This is a genomic window from Pseudomonas sp. BLCC-B112 (assembly GCF_028550695.1).
Taxonomy (GTDB): Bacteria; Pseudomonadota; Gammaproteobacteria; order Pseudomonadales; family Pseudomonadaceae; genus Aquipseudomonas; species Aquipseudomonas danubii.
In genome coordinates this window covers 182,896-201,168 of record NZ_JAQQGK010000001.1, presented here as the reverse complement: position 1 = coordinate 201,168, position 18,273 = coordinate 182,896, and the positions used below count along the sequence as shown (strand labels likewise).

Annotated in this window: 24 protein-coding genes; 11 read left to right on the top strand and 13 right to left on the bottom strand. The window is 60.4% G+C overall.

The genetic code is table 11. The annotated features are described in order from the left end of the window. Positions 1–3: 3 nt before the first annotated feature. The 6 genes from PQT43_RS00935 to PQT43_RS00910 form a co-directional block, all read right to left on the bottom strand. Complete coding sequence (locus tag PQT43_RS00935; RefSeq protein WP_011059280.1) at positions 4–243, bottom strand: BolA family protein; 240 nt, start codon at positions 241–243, stop codon at positions 4–6. 117 nt (positions 244–360) lie between these two features. Further along, on the bottom strand, positions 361–666 hold the full coding sequence (locus tag PQT43_RS00930) for an STAS domain-containing protein (RefSeq protein ID WP_102878377.1): 306 nt from the start codon (positions 664–666) through the stop codon (positions 361–363). Next, positions 663–1,316: an MlaC/ttg2D family ABC transporter substrate-binding protein gene (locus PQT43_RS00925; protein ID WP_102861158.1), complete on the bottom strand. Its 654-nt coding sequence runs from the start codon at positions 1,314–1,316 to the stop codon at positions 663–665. The genes PQT43_RS00930 and PQT43_RS00925 overlap by 4 nt, the downstream gene beginning before the upstream one ends. A gap of 11 nt (positions 1,317–1,327) precedes the next feature. Next, positions 1,328–1,795: an outer membrane lipid asymmetry maintenance protein MlaD gene (gene mlaD, locus PQT43_RS00920; protein WP_011059277.1), complete on the bottom strand. Its 468-nt coding sequence runs from the start codon at positions 1,793–1,795 to the stop codon at positions 1,328–1,330. Beyond that, positions 1,795–2,592: a lipid asymmetry maintenance ABC transporter permease subunit MlaE gene (gene mlaE, locus PQT43_RS00915; RefSeq protein ID WP_102861157.1), complete on the bottom strand. Its 798-nt coding sequence runs from the start codon at positions 2,590–2,592 to the stop codon at positions 1,795–1,797. Before mlaE ends, mlaD begins: the two co-directional genes overlap by 1 nt. Then, positions 2,592–3,401 carry an ATP-binding cassette domain-containing protein gene (locus tag PQT43_RS00910; protein ID WP_102861156.1) on the bottom strand — a complete coding sequence of 270 codons (810 nt, stop codon included), beginning with the start codon at positions 3,399–3,401 and terminating at the stop codon, positions 2,592–2,594. The genes mlaE and PQT43_RS00910 overlap by 1 nt, the downstream gene beginning before the upstream one ends. Before the next feature lie 264 nt (positions 3,402–3,665). Between PQT43_RS00910 and PQT43_RS00905 the strand changes: the two genes are divergently transcribed. The 10 genes from PQT43_RS00905 (at position 3,666) to PQT43_RS00860 (ending at position 10,736) form a co-directional block, all read left to right on the top strand. Then, positions 3,666–4,640, top strand: coding sequence for a KpsF/GutQ family sugar-phosphate isomerase (locus PQT43_RS00905; RefSeq protein WP_102878376.1), 975 nt, complete (start codon positions 3,666–3,668; stop codon positions 4,638–4,640). Continuing rightward, positions 4,640–5,164, top strand: a complete 525-nt coding sequence (locus PQT43_RS00900) for a KdsC family phosphatase (protein ID WP_102861154.1) — start codon at positions 4,640–4,642, stop codon at positions 5,162–5,164. Before PQT43_RS00905 ends, PQT43_RS00900 begins: the two co-directional genes overlap by 1 nt. Before the next feature lie 9 nt (positions 5,165–5,173). Then, entirely contained in the window at positions 5,174–5,746 is a 573-nt protein-coding gene (gene lptC / locus PQT43_RS00895) for an LPS export ABC transporter periplasmic protein LptC (protein WP_102861153.1), read from the top strand. Beyond that, positions 5,733–6,278 carry a lipopolysaccharide transport periplasmic protein LptA gene (gene lptA, locus PQT43_RS00890; RefSeq protein WP_102861152.1) on the top strand — a complete coding sequence of 182 codons (546 nt, stop codon included), beginning with the start codon at positions 5,733–5,735 and terminating at the stop codon, positions 6,276–6,278. The genes lptC and lptA overlap by 14 nt, the downstream gene beginning before the upstream one ends. Beyond that, on the top strand, positions 6,278–7,003 hold the full coding sequence (gene lptB, locus PQT43_RS00885) for an LPS export ABC transporter ATP-binding protein (protein WP_011059270.1): 726 nt from the start codon (positions 6,278–6,280) through the stop codon (positions 7,001–7,003). The genes lptA and lptB overlap by 1 nt, the downstream gene beginning before the upstream one ends. Before the next feature lie 182 nt (positions 7,004–7,185). Beyond that, the gene (locus tag PQT43_RS00880; RefSeq protein ID WP_102861151.1) at positions 7,186–8,679 is read left to right on the top strand and encodes an RNA polymerase factor sigma-54; all 1,494 of its coding nucleotides are present in this window, start codon (positions 7,186–7,188) and stop codon (positions 8,677–8,679) included. A 125-nt stretch (positions 8,680–8,804) separates the two neighbouring features. Then, the gene (hpf, locus tag PQT43_RS00875; protein WP_016966642.1) at positions 8,805–9,110 is read left to right on the top strand and encodes a ribosome hibernation-promoting factor, HPF/YfiA family; all 306 of its coding nucleotides are present in this window, start codon (positions 8,805–8,807) and stop codon (positions 9,108–9,110) included. Positions 9,111–9,122: 12 nt separating this feature from the next. Continuing rightward, complete coding sequence (gene ptsN / locus PQT43_RS00870) at positions 9,123–9,587, top strand: PTS IIA-like nitrogen regulatory protein PtsN (protein ID WP_011059267.1); 465 nt, start codon at positions 9,123–9,125, stop codon at positions 9,585–9,587. A gap of 2 nt (positions 9,588–9,589) precedes the next feature. Further along, positions 9,590–10,447, top strand: a complete 858-nt coding sequence (gene rapZ, locus PQT43_RS00865; RefSeq protein WP_016966640.1) for an RNase adapter RapZ — start codon at positions 9,590–9,592, stop codon at positions 10,445–10,447. 16 nt (positions 10,448–10,463) lie between these two features. Continuing rightward, on the top strand, positions 10,464–10,736 hold the full coding sequence (locus PQT43_RS00860; RefSeq protein WP_041115979.1) for an HPr family phosphocarrier protein: 273 nt from the start codon (positions 10,464–10,466) through the stop codon (positions 10,734–10,736). A 29-nt stretch (positions 10,737–10,765) separates the two neighbouring features. Here PQT43_RS00860 and PQT43_RS00855 read toward each other — a convergent pair whose 3' ends face one another. From PQT43_RS00855 to pmbA, 6 genes are all read right to left on the bottom strand, one after another. Next, on the bottom strand, positions 10,766–11,659 hold the full coding sequence (locus PQT43_RS00855) for a ZIP family metal transporter (protein WP_102878375.1): 894 nt from the start codon (positions 11,657–11,659) through the stop codon (positions 10,766–10,768). A 33-nt stretch (positions 11,660–11,692) separates the two neighbouring features. Further along, the gene (locus tag PQT43_RS00850; RefSeq protein ID WP_102861149.1) at positions 11,693–12,304 is read right to left on the bottom strand and encodes a superoxide dismutase; all 612 of its coding nucleotides are present in this window, start codon (positions 12,302–12,304) and stop codon (positions 11,693–11,695) included. A gap of 1 nt (position 12,305) precedes the next feature. Then, on the bottom strand, positions 12,306–12,755 hold the full coding sequence (locus PQT43_RS00845) for a hypothetical protein (RefSeq protein ID WP_102861148.1): 450 nt from the start codon (positions 12,753–12,755) through the stop codon (positions 12,306–12,308). Positions 12,756–12,782: 27 nt separating this feature from the next. After that, positions 12,783–14,159 (bottom strand): class II fumarate hydratase, encoded by a 1,377-nt coding sequence (locus PQT43_RS00840; RefSeq protein WP_102878373.1) that lies wholly within the window; start codon positions 14,157–14,159, stop codon positions 12,783–12,785. Next, positions 14,152–14,547 (bottom strand): FagA protein, encoded by a 396-nt coding sequence (locus PQT43_RS00835; protein WP_102861146.1) that lies wholly within the window; start codon positions 14,545–14,547, stop codon positions 14,152–14,154. Before PQT43_RS00835 ends, PQT43_RS00840 begins: the two co-directional genes overlap by 8 nt. Positions 14,548–14,782: 235 nt before the next feature. Then, positions 14,783–16,129, bottom strand: coding sequence for a metalloprotease PmbA (gene pmbA / locus PQT43_RS00830; protein ID WP_102861145.1), 1,347 nt, complete (start codon positions 16,127–16,129; stop codon positions 14,783–14,785). 108 nt (positions 16,130–16,237) lie between these two features. Between pmbA and yjgA the strand changes: the two genes are divergently transcribed. Next, the gene (gene yjgA, locus PQT43_RS00825) at positions 16,238–16,759 is read left to right on the top strand and encodes a ribosome biogenesis factor YjgA (RefSeq protein ID WP_102861144.1); all 522 of its coding nucleotides are present in this window, start codon (positions 16,238–16,240) and stop codon (positions 16,757–16,759) included. Between the two features lie 48 nt (positions 16,760–16,807). Here yjgA and tldD read toward each other — a convergent pair whose 3' ends face one another. Next, positions 16,808–18,250: a metalloprotease TldD gene (gene tldD, locus PQT43_RS00820; protein ID WP_102861143.1), complete on the bottom strand. Its 1,443-nt coding sequence runs from the start codon at positions 18,248–18,250 to the stop codon at positions 16,808–16,810. Positions 18,251–18,273: the final 23 nt, after the last annotated feature.

The following is an 18,273-nucleotide window of genomic DNA, read 5'->3' as shown; positions in this document are numbered from 1 at the left end:
GGCTCAGGTGCGCTCGGCCCAGGCCGCGCGGCTGAAAAATTTCATAGTGATCGCGTGGATGCTGCCATCGGCAATCCATGGATTCAAATGGGCATAGATGCTCTGCTGACGCTTCACCGGGCTCAAGGCCGACAGTTCGTCGCTAATCACGTTCAGCTGAAAGTTGCAGCCTTCGCCCTCAACTTCTACCTGAGCTCCGGGCAGCTTTCCCTCAAGAAAGCTCTTCACTTCGTTGGCCTGCATGCTCAACCTCAATCGGCGCCCTGTGCGCGCGGGTCGGACATCATACAAAAAAGCCCCGCGCCTGCGAACCCCGCATAGCAGGACTCTGACGGGGGGCTTCTATATAGATGTGGGTTACTACGGATGGAGAAGGATCTCGGTGACCCCGGATACTTCGGCAATTTCTCGCATGTCTTCGGGCAAGGCACGAACACTCACTGCCTTGCCCAGGTCCTGGGCATCTCGCATGAAGGCCAGCAGCAGGGCCAGGCCGACACTGCTGGACTTTTCCACCGCCGAGCAATCCAGCACCAACGCCGCAGCGGTGCTGGACTTGATCAATGCCTGGCCCTGCTTGCGCAGCCCCGGGCCGCTGCGGTAATCCAGCACACCGCTGATCAGCAACTCCCCGGCGTCCCCGAGGCGTACGGCGGACTCGCTCATTGCGCAACCTTATCTGCGGCGTCTTCGGTCACTTCCTTGGCCTTGGCCACTTCGCCGGCCCAGCCGTCGATGGTCTTGTCCAGGTTGTTGCCGTTACGCTGCATGGCATCGGCGAACTGATCACGGAACAGTTTGCCGATATTGATGCCGTTGATAATCACGTTACGCACTTTCCACTCGTCGTTGATCTTCTCCAGGGTATAGGACACCGGGTAGATCGCGCCGTTGTTGCCTTTGACCTGCATATCCACGCTGGTACGGGTACCGCTTTCATCCTTGGCCGGAGAAACAGTGATGCCCTGGTTGTTGTACTCCAGCAAGGCATTGCCGTAGAACTGCATCAGGCTGCGCTTGAAGTTTTCCTGGAAGCGCGCCATCTGCTCCGGGGTGGCCTTGCGCGAATACTTCACGGTCATGATGCTGCGGGAGATGCCATCGGCGTCCACCACCGGACCGACAATACCGTTCAAGGCGTTGTAGAAGTCGTTCGGGCTTTGCTTGTACTTCTCTTTATTGGCCGCCAGATCCGCCAGCAGACGGGTGGTCGTGTCCTGCACCAGATCATGCGCGGAAGGCGTGCTTGCCGCATTGGCCAGCAACGGCAGGGCCGCCAGCAGGACCAACAAGCCACGTCGCAAGATAGAGATCATCGAAAAACTCCTCATTTGGCGTCTTTGCTAACGGTATTGAGCAGGAATTTACCGATCAGGTCCTCCAGTACCAGCGACGACTGGGTGTCGTGGATGGTTCCACCATCCTTGAGCAAGGCTTCTTCCCCGCCCACGCTGATACCGATGTACTTCTCACCCAACAGGCCAGCCGTCAGGATAGATGCAGTGGAGTCGGTCGGCAGATTATCCACACGCTTTTCCAGTTGCATCGTCACCCGGCCGGTGAAGCTGTCACGGTCCAGATCGATCGCTGTAACCTTGCCGATGGTCACACCGGCCATGGTCACCTTAGCTCTGACCGTCAAACCGGCGATATTGTCGAAGTAGGCGTAAAGTTTATAGGTATCGGTGCTCGCAGTCGGAGACAAGCCACTGACCCGCAGGGCAAGCAACAGCAAAGCCAGGATGCCGGCCAGCAGAAAAAGGCCGACACCGATTTCCAGGGTGCGGTTTTGCATCAGAAATCTCCAAACATCAAGGCGGTCAGAATAAAGTCCAAGCCGAGTACGGCCAACGAGGCATACACCACGGTCTTGGTAGTGGCACGGCTGATCCCTTCTGAAGTGGGCTCACAGTCGTAGCCTTGGAATACGGCGATCCAGGTCACTACAAACGCAAAAACAATACTTTTGATCACACCGTTGAGGACGTCACCGGTGAAGGTCACGCTGTTCTGCATGTTCGCCCAGTAGGAACCGTCATAGACGCCCAGCCAGTCGACAGCCACCCAGGAACCGCCCCAGATTCCCACCACGCTGAAAATCATCGCCAGCAACGGCAGGGAAATGAAGCCGGCCCACAGGCGCGGCGCAATGATGTACTTGAGTGGATCGACCCCGATCATCTCCAGGCTGGAGAGTTGCTCGGTGGACTTCATGTTGCCGATTTCCGCGGTCAGCGCCGACCCGGCACGACCGGCGAACAGCAACGCAGTCACCACCGGGCCCAACTCCCGCAGCAAGGTCAGGGCAACCATTTGCCCGACGGCCTGCTCCGAACCGTAGCTGGACAGAATGTTGAAGCCCTGCAGCGCCAGCACCATGCCGATGAAGATCCCGGACACGACGATGATCACCAGGGACATCACGCCCACCGAATGCAGTTGCTTGACCAGCAGACCAAAGCTGCCGCCAATGCCGCCGCGCCCCAGCAACGCATGAAACAGGAACAGCGTGGAGCGCCCCAGTACCGCCAGGACATCGATGCCTGAGCGACCGAAGAGGCGAACCCTCTCGATTAGCGATATTTTGCGCATCAGCGCTTCCCCAGAAGATCTGCGCGGTAGTCCGTCGCTGGAAAGTGAAACGGCACTGGGCCGTCGGGATCGCCCTTCATGAATTGACGGATACGCGGATTGTCGGAGTCCATCAGTTCGTCAGGAGTTCCCTGCCCCAATACCTGGCCATCGCCGACCACATAGAGGTAATCGGCAATGCTCGCGGTTTCCGCAAGATCGTGGGACACCACGATGCTGGTAATGCCCAGGGCATCGTTGAGCAGGCGAATCAAGCGCACCAGGACGCCCATGGCAATCGGGTCCTGGCCCACGAAAGGCTCGTCGTACATGAGAATCTGCGGGTCCAGGGCGATGGCCCGGGCCAGGGCGACCCGACGCTTCATGCCACCGGACAGCTCGTCGGGCATCAGGTCGACGGCACCGCGCAGGCCCACCGCCTGTAGCTTGAGCAGCACGATGTCACGAATCATTTCGTCCGGCAGCTCGGTATGTACCCGCAGCGGAAAGGCCACGTTCTCGAACACGTCCAGATCGGTGAACAGCGCGCCGCTCTGGAACAGAACGCCCATTTGCTTGCGTGCATCGAACAGATCGCTGCGCGAGAGGGTCGGCAGATTCTGGCCGTTGACCCACACTTCGCCGCTGCTGGGCCGCAATTGCATGCCCATCAAGCGTAACAGGGTGGTTTTTCCGCAGCCTGAAGGCCCCATGATGCCGGTGACCTTGCCCCGCGGAATACGGATATCCACGTTATTGAAAATGCTGCGCGTACCGCGCTTGAAGGACAGTCCCTTCAGCTCGACCGCGTAGGCGTTATCGGCACTCATCTAAACTCCTTGCGATGCAGCCTATCACTCGGACGCTTGGCTCCCTGCCGGGAGTACGTGCCCCTGGGCAGGCCGAACTGGCGGCGAACTATATCACTGCTGACACGGAGCCCCCAAGGCCGAAGCCGTGAACGTTCAGGTCCAAGACAGGCAAAATCGGAGGAATCCTAATACCGGCCAGATAAAGGCTGACGAACTTGCGTGAGGGATTTGTTCATTACCGCTATAATCGCCGCCTTTTCATCGGGCTATACGATTTCAGACATGAGCCAATCCAGCGACCTGATTCAATCAGCACAACGCACCATCCGCCTCGAACTTCAGGCCGTAGAAGGCTTGCTGCCCCATATCGATGCAGATTTCGTACGCGCTTGCGAGATGATTCTGGCCAGTAAAGGCCGCGTGGTAGTGGTCGGCATGGGCAAGTCCGGGCACGTCGGCAACAAGATCGCCGCCACCCTGGCCAGCACCGGCACCACGGCTTTCTTTGTCCACCCGGCTGAAGCCAGTCATGGCGACATGGGCATGATCACTCGCGACGACGTGATCCTGGCCCTCTCCAACTCCGGCTCCACCAACGAAATCGTCACCCTGCTGCCCTTGATCAAGCGCCTGGGTATCCAGTTGATCAGCCTGACCGGCAACCCTGACTCGCCGCTGGCCAAGGCCGCCGACGTCAACCTCAATGTGCATGTCGAACACGAGGCCTGCCCGCTGAACCTGGCGCCGACCTCCTCGACCACTGCCGCCCTGGTCATGGGCGATGCCCTGGCCGTGGCCCTGCTGGAAGCTCGCGGGTTCACCGCCGAAGACTTCGCTTTCTCCCATCCCGGAGGCGCCCTGGGCCGCCGCCTGCTGCTCAAGGTGGAGAATGTGATGCATGAAGGCACCGAGTTGCCGCACGTGCAAAGGGGCACCCTGCTCAAGGACGCGCTCATGGAGATGACCCGCAAGGGCCTGGGCATGACCGTGATCCTGGAGGCCGATGGCCGCCTGGCCGGGATCTTCACCGACGGCGACTTGCGCCGCACCCTGGATCGCGCCATCGATATTCATCACGCCACCATCGACTCGGTCATGACCCCTCACGGCAAGACGGCACGCGCCGATATGCTGGCAGCCGAAGCCCTGAAGATCATGGAAGACCATAAAATCAGCGCCCTGGTGGTGGTGGACAAGGAAGACCGGCCGATCGGTGCCTTGAACATGCACGATCTGCTGCGCGCGGGAGTGATGTAATGAGTGCCGACCTGCTGCAACGCGGTAAAAACATCAAGCTGGCGGTTTTCGACGTCGACGGCGTACTGACCGACGGTCGCCTGTACTTCCTTGAGGACGGCAGTGAGTTCAAGACGTTCAATACCCTCGACGGCCAAGGCATCAAGATGCTCATGGCCGCCGGGGTGCAGACGGCGATCATCAGCGGGCGCAAGACCCCTGTGGTGGAGCGCCGGGCCAAGAACCTGGGGATTCCCCACCTCTACCAGGGTCGTGAAGACAAGCTGGTGGTGCTGGACGAACTTCTTGCCCAACTGGGCCTAAGCTATGAACAGGTCGCCTATCTGGGCGACGACCTGCCCGACCTGCCGGTGATCCGCCGTGTCGGCCTGGGCATGGCGGTGGCCAACGCAGCCGGCTTTGTCCGCGAACACGCCCATGGCATCACTGTAGCCCGCGGTGGCGAAGGCGCTGCCCGGGAGTTCTGCGAGCTGATCCTGCAAGCCCAGGACCGCCTTGAAGCAGCCAACGCCGCTTATTTATAGAGCCCTCCCATGCTGAGTAAAAAGATTCGCAACATCCTGATATTCGGGATCATCGCCCTGCTGTTCGCGGCGGTCGGTTACTGGAACATCAGCCCTGAGCGCTTCCTCGACAAGCCAGTAGTGCAGGTCGACGACAACGCCATCGACTATTACGTGATCAACGCTCGCAGCGTGCAGTACCTGCCTGACGGCAAGCTGCAGTACGAAATGACCTCGGACAAAGTGGAGCACGTCAAGGCCAGCGAAGTGACGCTGCTGACCAAGCCGGACCTGCAGATGTACCGCGGCACCACTTTCCCCTGGCACGTCCAGAGCGAGCGCGGCGAAGTCAATCCGGACGGCACCGAGGTCGAGCTGATCGATTCGGTACGGGTTTCCCGCACTGATGAGCGCAACCGCAACCTGCTGATCACCACCAGCCGCATGACAGTATTCCCGCAGAAGCAATATGCGCAGACCGAGCAAGCCGTTAGAATCGACGGCGCCGGCGGCGTGACTACGGCCAAGGGAATGAAAGCGTATTTGAAAGACGGCAGGATGAACCTGCTATCGAACGTAAGAGGACAGTATGAGGCTCGTTAAAACCCTCCCTATTTTGCTCAGTCTGGGCGCAGCACTGGGAAGCGTGAGCGCCTGGGCTCTGCCGAACGATAGCCAACAGCCAATCCGCATCCAGGCCGACGACGCCCAGTTGGACGATAAGAACGGCGTAGCCACCTATAAGGGCGATGTGATCATCACCCAGGGTTCGATGAAGATCACTGGCAACACCGTGACCATCACCCGAGCCCAGAGCGGCGAAATCGACGTAGTGACGTCGGTGGGCAACCTCGCCTACTTCGAGCAGCTGCAGAAGCAGACCGACCCGAAACCGGTTCAGGCCTACGCTGTGACCATCCAGTACCACGCTCAGCAGAATCGCATCGTGCTGATCGACAAAGCCAAGGTCATCAACGACGGCAACACCACCGAAGGCGAGAAGATCGTCTACGACACCGTAAAGCAAGTGGCTAACGCCGGTCGCGCCAATGGCAGCTCGGTCACCGCGCCACGTCCGCGGATCGACATGGTCATCCAGCCGAAAAAGAAAACCGACGAGCAAAAGGCCCAGTAATGGCAACTCTGAAAGCTCAGCACCTGGCCAAGAGCTACAAGAGCCGTCAGGTCGTGCGTGATGTCAGCCTGTCCATCGACAGCGGCCAGATCGTCGGCCTGCTCGGCCCCAACGGCGCCGGCAAGACCACCTGTTTCTACATGATCGTCGGCCTGGTCCAGGCCGACCAGGGTCGCGTCCTGATCGACGACCTGGATGTCAGCCACCAACCGATGCACGGTCGCGCCCGCGCCGGCATCGGCTACCTGCCACAGGAAGCCTCGATCTTCCGCAAGCTGTCGGTGGCCGACAACATCATGGCCATCCTCGAGACCCGCAAGGAACTCGACAAGGCCGGCCGTCGCCAGGAACTGGAAAGCCTGCTGCAGGAGTTCCACATCAACCATATCCGCGACAACCTCGGCATGAGCCTGTCCGGTGGTGAGCGCCGTCGCGTGGAAATCGCCCGCGCCCTGGCCACCGCGCCCAAGTTCATCCTGCTGGACGAACCCTTCGCCGGCGTGGACCCGATCTCGGTCGGCGATATCAAGCAGATCATCCATCACCTGAAGGCCAAGGGCATCGGGGTGCTGATCACCGACCACAATGTCCGCGAAACCCTGGACATCTGTGAAACCGCCTATATCGTCAATGACGGGCAACTGATTGCCGAAGGCGACTCCGAGACCATCCTGGCCAACGAATTGGTCAAGGAAGTCTACCTGGGCCATGAGTTCCGCCTGTAAAGGCTGAGGTGTCGGGCTAGATGCCAGAGCGTCAGGAACAATAAATACCTACTGATTTTATTGTTACAGCGCTCTAGGCAAACACTTCAGTTTCAGGCATATAATTTGCTTATGTTTGGCGCTCCGGCGCCCTGTAGTGGATGGCGCATGTGCGCCGGCAAATAAGGTGTTAAGCCCCTGCCATGAAACCATCGCTAGTCCTGAGAATGGGCCAGCAGCTGACGATGACACCGCAGCTGCAACAGGCCATCCGCCTGCTCCAATTGTCGACCCTGGACCTGCAACAGGAAATCCAGGAGGCCCTGGAGTCCAACCCGATGCTCGAACGCCAGGAAGATGGCGAAGACTTCGACAACAGCGACCCCTTGGCCGACAACACCGAGTCCAAACCCAACACCGAGATTCAGGAACCCTCCTACCAGGAAACCGCCCCCACGGTGGATAACCTCGAGGAAGGCGAATGGAACGAACGCATCCCCAACGAGCTACCGGTGGACACCGCGTGGGAAGACGTCTACCAGACCAGCGCCAGCAGCCTGCCCAGCAGTGATGATGATGAATGGGACTTCACCACTCGCACATCGGCCGGCGAGAGCCTGCAAAGCCACCTGCTCTGGCAACTGAACCTGGCGCCAATGTCGGATACCGACCGCCTGATCGCCGTGACCCTGATCGATTGCATCAACAATCAGGGTTACCTGGACGAAACCCTTGAAGAGATTCTCGAGGCCTTCGATCCGGAGTTGGACATCGAGCTGGACGAGATCGAAGCCGTCCTGCACCGCATCCAGCAATTCGAGCCAGCCGGCATCGGCGCCCGCAACCTGGGTGAATGCCTGCTGCTGCAACTGCGCCAACTGCCAGCGAAAACTCCCTGGCTGAGCGAAGCCCAGCGCCTGGTCAGTGACTACATCGACCTCCTGGGCAGTCGCGACTACAGCCAGCTGATGCGCCGCATGAAGCTCAAGGAAGACGAACTGCGTCAAGTCATCGAACTGGTGCAGAGCCTCAATCCGCGCCCGGGCTCACAGATCGAATCCAGCGAAGCCGAGTACGTGGTACCGGACGTCATCGTGCGCAAGGACAACGAGCGCTGGCTGGTGGAGCTGAATCAGGAATCGGTGCCACGCCTGCGGGTCAACGCACAGTACGCCGGCTTTGTTCGCCGCGCCGACACCAGTGCCGACAACACCTTCATGCGCAATCAGTTGCAGGAAGCTCGCTGGTTCATCAAGAGCCTGCAGAGCCGTAACGAAACCCTGATGAAAGTCGCCACTCAGATCGTCGAGCACCAACGAGGCTTCCTGGAGTACGGCGACGAAGCCATGAAACCTCTGGTTCTGCATGACATCGCTGAAGCTGTGGGCATGCACGAATCGACCATTTCCCGTGTAACCACGCAAAAATTCATGCATACCCCCCGGGGCATATATGAACTGAAATACTTTTTCTCCAGCCACGTCAGCACCTCCGAAGGCGGCGAATGCTCGTCCACGGCGATCCGCGCGATCATCAAAAAACTGGTGGCTGCGGAAAATCAGAAAAAGCCGTTGAGTGACAGCAAGATCGCTGGTTTACTGGAGGCACAAGGCATTCAGGTAGCCCGTCGTACCGTCGCCAAGTACCGCGAATCCCTTGGGATCGCGCCTTCCAGCGAACGGAAGCGGTTGATGTAGCCGCCGGGCTGGCCACAGCGTTTCAGAGTGTGTTTGAAACAGGCCGAAAGTCGGTTTCAAACGCGGTCTAGGTGGCAGGCAACCCAGCCTGTCGCGTTATGCACTGGCAACGAAGGAGAAGCTGTATGCAAGTCAACATCAGTGGACACCAACTCGAAGTGACTGAACCTCTGCGCGCTTACATCGGCGAGAAACTCGACCGGCTGGAGCGGCACTTCGACAAGATTACCAATGTGCAGGTCACCATGGCTGTCGAGAAGCTGAAGCAGAAAATCGAAGCCACCCTGCACATCCACGGTGGGGAGGTCGTCGCCAATGCAGAACATGACGATATGTATGCCGCAATCGACCTGCTCACGGACAAGCTTGACCGCCAACTGAAAAAGCATAAGGAAAAGCAACTCCACCTTCTCCAAGGCACGGGTCGCTAACACTCCCCTCTCATGATCCGACTTGAAAGCATCCTGACCCCCGGCCGTTCCCTGGTGAACGTGCCGGGCGGCAGTAAAAAACGCGCCCTCGAACAAATTGCCAACCTGATCAGCCGCGAAGTGCCTGATCTGGAGATGCAGGATGTCTTCGAGAGCCTGATCGCCCGTGAAAAACTCGGTTCCACCGGTTTTGGCAACGGCATCGCCATTCCCCACTGCCGCCTCAAAGGCTGTGAGTCGCCTATCAGTGCATTGATGCACCTGGACGCTCCGATCGATTTCGACGCCATCGACGGTGCACCCGTGGATCTGCTGTTCGTCCTCCTGGTTCCGGAAGCCGCTACCGACGCACACCTGGAACTGCTCCGGCAGATCGCCAGCATGCTCGATCGCAAGGAAGTCCGTGACCGGCTGCGCAGTGCCACCAGCAATGAAGCCTTGTATCAGGTTGTCCTGGACGAGCAAAACGGTCAGTAACCATGCGCTTGATCATTGTCAGCGGCCGCTCCGGCTCAGGTAAAAGCACCGCCCTCGATGTTCTTGAGGACCACGGCTACTACTGCATCGACAACCTTCCCGCCGGCTTGCTGCCCGAGCTGGCCGAGCGCGCGTTGATTCACACGGAACTGGCACAACCTCTGGTAGCGGTTTCCATCGACGCCCGAAACCTGCCCAGCCATCTGTCGCGCTTCCCCGAGTTGCTGGAAGAAGTGCGCAGCCGGCATATCCAGTGCGACGTGCTCTATCTGGACGCCGATGAGGAAACCCTGCTCAAGCGTTTCTCGGAAACCCGGCGGCGCCACCCGCTGAGCAGTGCCAATCGCTCGCTGGCTGAAGCCATCCACGATGAGACTCAACTGCTGGGGCCGATCGTCGATCTGGCCGACCTCAAGGTCAACACCACCAATCTGAACCTCTACCAATTGCGGGACACCATCAAGCTGCGCCTGCTGAACCAACCCGAACCCGGGACCGCGTTCCTGGTGGAGTCTTTCGGTTTCAAGCGCGGCATGCCGGTGGACGCCGACCTGGTGTTCGACGTGCGCTGCCTGCCCAATCCGTACTGGAAGCCCGAACTGCGCGCCCAATCCGGTCTGGACGCTCCCGTGGCCGAATACCTGGCCGCACAGCCCGATGTCGAAGAAATGTTCCAGGACATCGAAAGCTATCTGCTCAAGTGGCTGCCACGCTTCGCTGCCAGCAACCGCGCCTACGTGACCATTGCCATTGGCTGCACCGGCGGACATCACCGCTCCGTGTACCTGACCGAGCGCCTGGGCAAGGTGTTGCAAAAAACCCTGAAGAACGTCCAGGTTCGCCACCGCGACCTTAGCTGAAAGGATCTACCCCGCGATGCCAGCTCTGGAAATCGAGATCATCAACAAACTGGGTTTGCACGCCCGCGCCTCAGCCAAATTCGTCGGTGTAGCGGGACAGTTCCCCTGCCAGATCCGCGCCGGCAGGAGCCCGGAGTCAATGGTGGACGGCAAAAGCATCATGGCCATGATGATGCTCGCCGCAGGCAAGGGCACCAAGATCCATCTGAAGACCGAAGGCGAGCAGGAACAGGAAGCGCTGAATGCGCTGGTGGCATTGATCAACAACTACTTCGACGAGGGCGAGTAAGCCCCTGCGGGCCACTCGCCAAACGGCCCTCAGGCAAGCGCCGTGTCCATCACCATCATCAGGCAAAAGCCGATGCACAATCCGAGGCTGGCGAGCTTTTCGTGACCATTGCGGCGGGACTCGGGAATGACTTCGTGAGTCACCACCAGCAACATGGCTCCCGCCGCCAAGGCCAACCCCAGCGGCAGCAGCACCTGCGCCAGACTCACCAACCAGGCACAGAGCAAGGCAAAGACCGGCTCTACCAAGCCTGAAGCGGCGCCAATCAGAAATGCCCTGACCCGCGACATCCCCGCCCCCGCCAGCACCAGAGCGATCACCAGCCCCTCCGGTACATCCTGCAGGGCAATCCCCATGGCCAAGCTGTCCGCGTCCGCCATGCCGCCCCCTGCCGACACCCCCACCGCCATGCCTTCCGGAATGTTGTGGGCAATGATGGCAAAGACAAACAGCCAGATGCGTGGCGCAATCACCGGATGCTCCGCCGTACCTACCAGCACTTCGGGGCTGGCTCCCGACACCTTGCGATCCACCAGGAACAAGCCAAAAGCCCCCAGCATGATGCCGGCGCAAACCAGGCCACTGGAGCCCCAGGCAGACAAGCCCAAGTCTTGAGCAGCGGCAATACCGGGAACGATCAGCGAAAACGCCGTCGCCGCCAGCATCACCCCAGCGCCAAAACCCAGCAACGTATCGCTCACGGCCATCGGCATTCTGCGGATCACCAGCACCGGGACCGCCCCCAGTGCCGTGCCCAACGCGCAGATCGAGCCACCCTGCAAGGCGCGCAACAACCTTGGTTCCAGATCCAGCCAGCTCAGCCCTTGAGCCACCAGCAGCGCAGTGCCCGCCAACAGCAACAGCGAACCGAAGGCATAACGAAACATCCGTCCGCTGCTGATCGCCAGTGTTTCAGTGCCCATAGTCGGCCTTAGGTCTTGTTATGAATGGAGGTATCAGGCCATCGCGGCCTGATAGCGTTGAGCGACTTCCGGCCAATTGATCACGTTGTAGAACGCATTGATGTATTCCGGCCGACGGTTCTGATAACGCAGGTAGTAGGCGTGCTCCCACACGTCCAGACCGAGAATCGGCGTGTTGCCATTCATCAGCGGGCTGTCCTGGTTACCGCTGCTTTCCACCAGCAGTTTTTTCTCCGGAGTCACGCTGAGCCAGGCCCAGCCACTGCCGAAACGGGTCAGCGCAGCCTTGGTGAACGCCTCCTTGAAGCGCTCGAAACCACCCAGTTGCTGCTCGATTGCCTGAGCCAGGGCACCCTCGGGCTTACCGCCGCCGGCCGGGGTCATGACCGCCCAGAACAGCGAATGGTTGGCGTGGCCGCCCCCTTGGTTGATCACCGCGGCCCGAAGTTTTTCCGGCAGTTGCTGGACGCTGGCCACCAGTTTCTCGACTTCCCAGCCCGCCCATTCAGTGCCTTCTACAGCGGCATTGAGATTGTTGATGTAGGTCTGGTGGTGCTTGCTGTAGTGAATCTCCATGGTCTGCGCGTCGATGTGCGGTTCCAGGGCGTCGTAGGCATAAGGCAGTGCAGGCAAGGTAAAGGACATATCAATGGGCTCCGTAAGAGGGGCTGTCGGCTAGCGGGCTGTCGGCTGACAGGCCCGCGACGTTGCTGTCCAGCAAACGATGAGTACGGGGGTACTCACCGTGATCACCGATGAAATTCAGCAGTTCGACGTAGGTCTTGCTGCTCTGGCGCAAAGCCGCCTCGCGCAAGGCAGGGCTGAGGCGGCTGTCCTGCATGGTCTGCAGCAGGCGCTGGTGGATCGCGCAGAGGTACTCTGCGCTCTCCTCCGGCTGGTTCAGGCGCAAATGCAGGTCCGCCAGGTTGTGATGGGAAATCACACAGGCTGCCACCGCCTCGTCGGCATCCCCCCAGCGCTCGAACAACACCTGAGCCAAGGCCAGTGCCTGCAGGTAGAACTCGCGAGCATCCACCAGTTCGCCCTGCATAAAGAGGCGATTGGCCCTTTCGATCGTGCGTTTCCAGTGCTCCATGGTGAGCCTCCAAAGCGGTGTTGGGAGTTACACGCCGCCTGCGGTGAGTTTTTCCGGGTCCAACAGGACCTCAAGTTGGCTGCGTGGCAGATCAGTGAGTTCAAGTGCCACGTCGATCACCGGGCGACCTTGCCTGTAGGCAGTCTTGGCAATTTCAGCGGCCTTCTGATACCCGATGATCGGGTTCAGAGCAGTCACCAGGATCGGGTTGCGTGATAGTGCTTCCTTGAGCTTGGGCTCGTTGACCTTGAAGCTGGCAATGGCCTTGTCCGCCAACAGGCGACTGGAGTTGGCCAGCAGTTCAATGCTACCGAGCAGGTTCTGGGCAATGATCGGCAGCATCACGTTGAGCTCGAAGTTGCCCGATTGCCCGGCCACGGTGATGGTGCTGTCGTTACCAATGACTTGGGCCGCGACCATCGCCACGGCTTCCGGAATCACCGGATTGACCTTGCCCGGCATGATCGACGAGCCCGGCTGCAGCCCCTCCAGCTCGATCTCGCCAAGCCCCGCCAGTGGACCGGAGTTCATCCAGCGCAGGTCGTTGGCGATCTTCATCAACGACACCGCAGTGGCCTTGAGCTGGCCGGACACCGTGACCGCCGTGTCCTGTGAGCCGATCAGGGCGAACAGGTTCTTGCCCGGGGTGAACTGCACCTGGGTCAGCTTGCTCAACTGCCGGCTGAAGCGCGCAGCGAACTCGGGGTGAGCGTTGATTCCAGTACCCACGGCGGTGCCGCCCTGAGCCAGGGCCTGCAGGCTCGGCAGCAGGTCCTGCAAGTGAGCGATATTGGCCTTGAGCTGCTGCGCCCAACCGTCCAGCACCTGGCTCATTCGCACCGGCATGGCATCCATCAGGTGGGTACGACCGGTCTTGATGAAGGGATGCACCTGCACCGCCTTGCGTTCGATGACCTCCACCAGGTGCACCAGTGCCGGCAGCAGTTGCTCATGCAGGGTCAGGGCTGCGCTGACGTGAATGGTGGTGGGAATGATGTCGTTGCTGCTCTGACCACAGTTGACGTGGTCATTGGGATTGACCGGCTCGCCCAACAGGCGGCTGGCCAGGGTCGCCAGCACTTCGTTGGCGTTCATGTTGGAACTGGTACCGGAGCCGGTCTGGAAGATGTCCACCGGAAAGTGCTGCATGTAGTCGCCTTCCAACAGCCCCTGGGCGGCATCGACAATGGCCTTGCCCTGGGACGCGCTGAGCTGCCCAAGCTCGACGTTGGCCTCGGCCGCTGCAGCCTTGGCCAGAATCAGGGCACGAATGAAGGCTGCCGGCATACGTTGCCCGCTGATGGGAAAGTTATCCACCGCGCGCTGAGTCTGCGCGCCATACAAGGCCTGCTCAGGGACCTGCAGTTCGCCCATGCTGTCTCGTTCGATACGGGTATTACTCATCGGGAAATCCTTGCACCAGTTCAATCAGAGGAATGGAAGGCAGCAGCGAACAGGTCGCCAGTTGCCAGGCATGGCTTTGCCAGCGCTTGAGCCGGCACTTGCACAAAGACAACCGCTCCATGTCACGCAATGGCCGCCAGGCCTGATCCAGGCACAGGCTGCGCCAGTGCCAGGGCAGCGCAGTATCGGTAGCGGTATCGATCAACAAACGGAAGGAGGTTTCAGCGACGGTCCAGGCCGACATCGCGGTGCAGCAGGCCAGGTAGCGGCCCTCGGCGAGGTAATGCTCGATCAGACGCGGTTCGTCCGGTTCCAGTGCGCAACGGATCTGGCGACTCATCCAGCGCCAGCTTTCGAGGTAGGGCTGCTCGTGCAAGGCAGAACTCATGACCTGGGCTCATTGAATAATGATTTTCATTATTAAATGATATTGAGAATCAAATCAATCTGACTTGTACGAATTTTGCCCAACCCTTGTAAGAGCCGACTTGGCGGCGAATGAGCCCTTGTGCCGGGTATCGAGCGTCAGGACGCCTTCGCTGGCAAGCCAGCTTAGAAAGCGCCAGGCATAAAAAAACGCGCCACCCGGGGAGGTGGCGCGTTTGGGTGACTCAGGAGGGCAGTCAGCTGCCAGCGACGGTCATGCGTTCGATCAGCACCGAGCCGGTGCGGATGTTGCTGCGCAGTTCCAGGTCGTTACCCACGGCAATGATCTGCTTGAACATGTCCCGCAAATTACCGGCAATGGTGACTTCCTGCACCGCGAACTGGATCTCGCCATTCTCGACCCAGAAACCCGCCGCACCACGGGAGTAATCCCCAGTGACCATGTTCAGGCCATGCCCCATCAACTCGGTCACCAACAGGCCACGCCCCATACGCCGCAGCAGCGCCGCCTGGTCTTCATCGCCATGGGTGACGAACAGATTGTGCACGCCACCGGCGTTGGCGGTACTCGGCATGCCCAGCTTGCGACCCGAATAGGTGCCCAGCACATAGGACACCAACTCCCCGTCCTTGACGAAAGGCTTGGCGTAAGTGGCCAGGCCGTCACCATCAAACGCCGAACTGCCCATGGCGCGCATCAGGTGCGGACGCTCATCGATGGTCAGCCACTGGGGAAACAGCTGTTGGCCCAAGGCGCCTTCAAGGAAGGATGACTTGCGATACAGATTGCCGCCGGAAATCGCGCCGAGAAAACTGCCGAACAGGCCGCCGGCCAGTTCCGCAGAAAACAGCACCGGCACTTCGCAGGTCGGCACCGGGCGGGCGCCAAGTCGACTGGCCGCGCGTTGGGCAGCACGCTGACCAATGCTCGCAGGGTCGGCCAGCAACTGGCCCTGGCGATTGACGTCATACCAGTAGTCGCGCTGCATCTGGCCGTCAGCCTCGGCAATCATCACGCAACTCAGACTGTGGCGAGTGGAGGCATAACCACCGATAAAACCGTGACTGTTGCCATACACCCGGCAGCCCTGATGGGTGCTCAGGGTGGTGCCGTCGGCATTCTTGATCCGGCTGTCGGCGGCAAAGGCCGCAGCTTCACAGGCCAAGGCCTGCTCGATGGCCTGCTCTGGGGTGATGTCCCAGGCATGGAACAGGTCGAAGTCCTGCAGGTCCTTGGCCATCAAGGATGCATCGGCCAGCCCCGAGGCTTCGTCTTCGGAGGTGTGCTTGGCGATTGCCAGGGCCGCGGCCACGGTTTCACGAATGGCCTCGGGGCCGCTGGCAGAGGTGCTGGCCGAACCCTTGCGCTGGCCCACATAGAGGGTGATGCCAAAGCCCTGGTCGCGGTTGAACTCCACGGTTTCCACTTCCCGCTGGCGCACCGAAGTCGACAGGCCCTGCTCCAGAGACACCGCTACTTCGCAGGCACTGGCCCCCTGGCGCTTGGCCTCGGCAACGATCTGCTCGACTTGCTCCTGCAGGGCCGGCAAAGCCTGTGGGCCGACGCTTTGTGCTGCACTCATGCTGTTCTCCACTCAAATTCTGCTTTCGATTAAGGCCGGCGAGCGACCGGGCCGGACAAGCGGCCCTCGACTGGTTATCATGGCGGCGTTTCTTTGCGGACTGCCACCATGGTTGATTCTTACGACGACTCCCTCGATGGGGAGAAAAGCAAATCCCAGGTCAAACGCGAGCTGCATGCTCTGGTTGATCTCGGCGAGCGCCTTACCACTCTCAAGCCTGACTTGCTGAACAAACTGCCGTTGACCGACGCCTTGCGCCGGGCCCTGGCGGATGCGCCCAAGCACGTCGCCCATATCGCCCGAAAGCGCCACCTGCAATTCATCGGCAAGCTGATGCGTGACCAGGACACCGACGCGATTCTGCAACTGCTCGACCAACTCGACGCCTCCACCCGGCAGTACAACGAACGTTTCCACAACCTGGAACGTTGGCGTGACCGCCTGATCGGCGGCGGCGATGACGTTCTGGAAAAGTTCGTCAGTGAATACCCTGACGCCGATCGCCAGCAACTGCGCTCCCTGATTCGTCAGGCCCAGCACGAGGTGGCCCATAACAAGGCGCCGGCCTCCAGCCGTAAAATCTTCAAGTACATCCGCGAGCTGGACGAGACCCAACGCGGTCTGCGTTGAGTCCTCCACGGGTGAGCTGCCCAGCAGTTCACCCGGCGCCCTCTTCTCTTATGCCCCTGTGCCACCCACGGTGATCGCATCGATCTTCAAGGTCGGCTGACCGACGCCTACCGGCACTGATTGCCCGTCCTTGCCACAAGTGCCAACGCCGCTGTCCAGGGACAAATCATTGCCCACCATCGACACTCGGCTCATCGCTTCAGGACCATTGCCAATCAGGGTCGCGCCCTTGACCGGTGCGGTGATCTTGCCGTCTTCGATCAGATACGCCTCGCTGGTGGAAAACACGAACTTGCCGCTGGTGATGTCCACCTGGCCGCCGCCAAGGTTGGCGCAGTAGATACCCTTCTTCACCGAGGCGATGATTTCCGCCGGATCGCTTTCGCCAGCCAGCATGTAGGTGTTGGTCATGCGCGGCATCGGCAAGTGCGCGTAGGACTCACGACGCCCGTTGCCAGTGCGGGCCACGCCCATCAGGCGGGCATTGAGTTTGTCCTGCATATAGCCCTTGAGCACACCGTTCTCGATCAGGGTGGTGCATTCGGTCGGGGTGCCTTCGTCGTCCACGCTCAGGGAACCGCGGCGACCGGCCAGGGTGCCGTCGTCGACGATGGTGCAGAGCTTGGAGGCCACCCTCTCGCCCATGCGGCCGCTGTAGGCAGAGCTGCCCTTGCGGTTGAAGTCGCCTTCCAGGCCGTGGCCCACGGCTTCGTGCAGCAGCACACCGGACCAGCCGGAGCCGAGTACCACCGGCAAGGTGCCCGCCGGTGCCGGAATGGCTTCGAGATTGACCAGGGCCTGACGCAGCGCTTCACGGGCATAGCCCATGGCCCGATCTTCAGTGAGGAAATAGCGGTAATCGGTACGCCCGCCGCCACCGTGACCACCGCGCTCGCGGCGGCCATTCTGCTCGACGATGACGCTGACGTTGAAGCGCACCAACGGCCGCACATCCGCCGCCAGGCCGCCGTCCGTCGAGGCCACCAGAATCCGCTCCCAGACCCCAGCCATGCTCACGCTGACCTGCTGGATACGCGGGTCCAGAGCACGAGTCGCCGCGTCCACTCGCTTGAGCAGTTCGACTTTCTCGGCCCGGCTGATGACTTCCAGAGGATTGTCCGGCGCATACAGTTGCGCCACGTCCTGGCTGGTGAATGCCTGCACGGTACCGTTCTGTCCGGCCCGGGAGATCGAACGCGCCGCACGGGCCGCCAGCCCCAGGGCTTCCAGGGTGATGGCGTTGCTGTAGGCAAAGCCGGTCTTCTCCCCGGACTGCGCACGCACACCCACCCCTTGGTCGAGGTTGAAACTGCCTTCCTTGACGATCCCGTCTTCCAGGGACCAGGACTCGGAAATCTGCCCCTGGAAATACAGGTCGGCGGCATCGATGCCCGGGCCGGCCAGATCCCCCAGCACGCCCTGCAAGCTTTCGATGGTCACGCCGCCAGGGGCTAGAAGATGTTCACTGACTGAGGACAACAACCCGCTCATATGCTTTGGCCTTAAATTCGTCG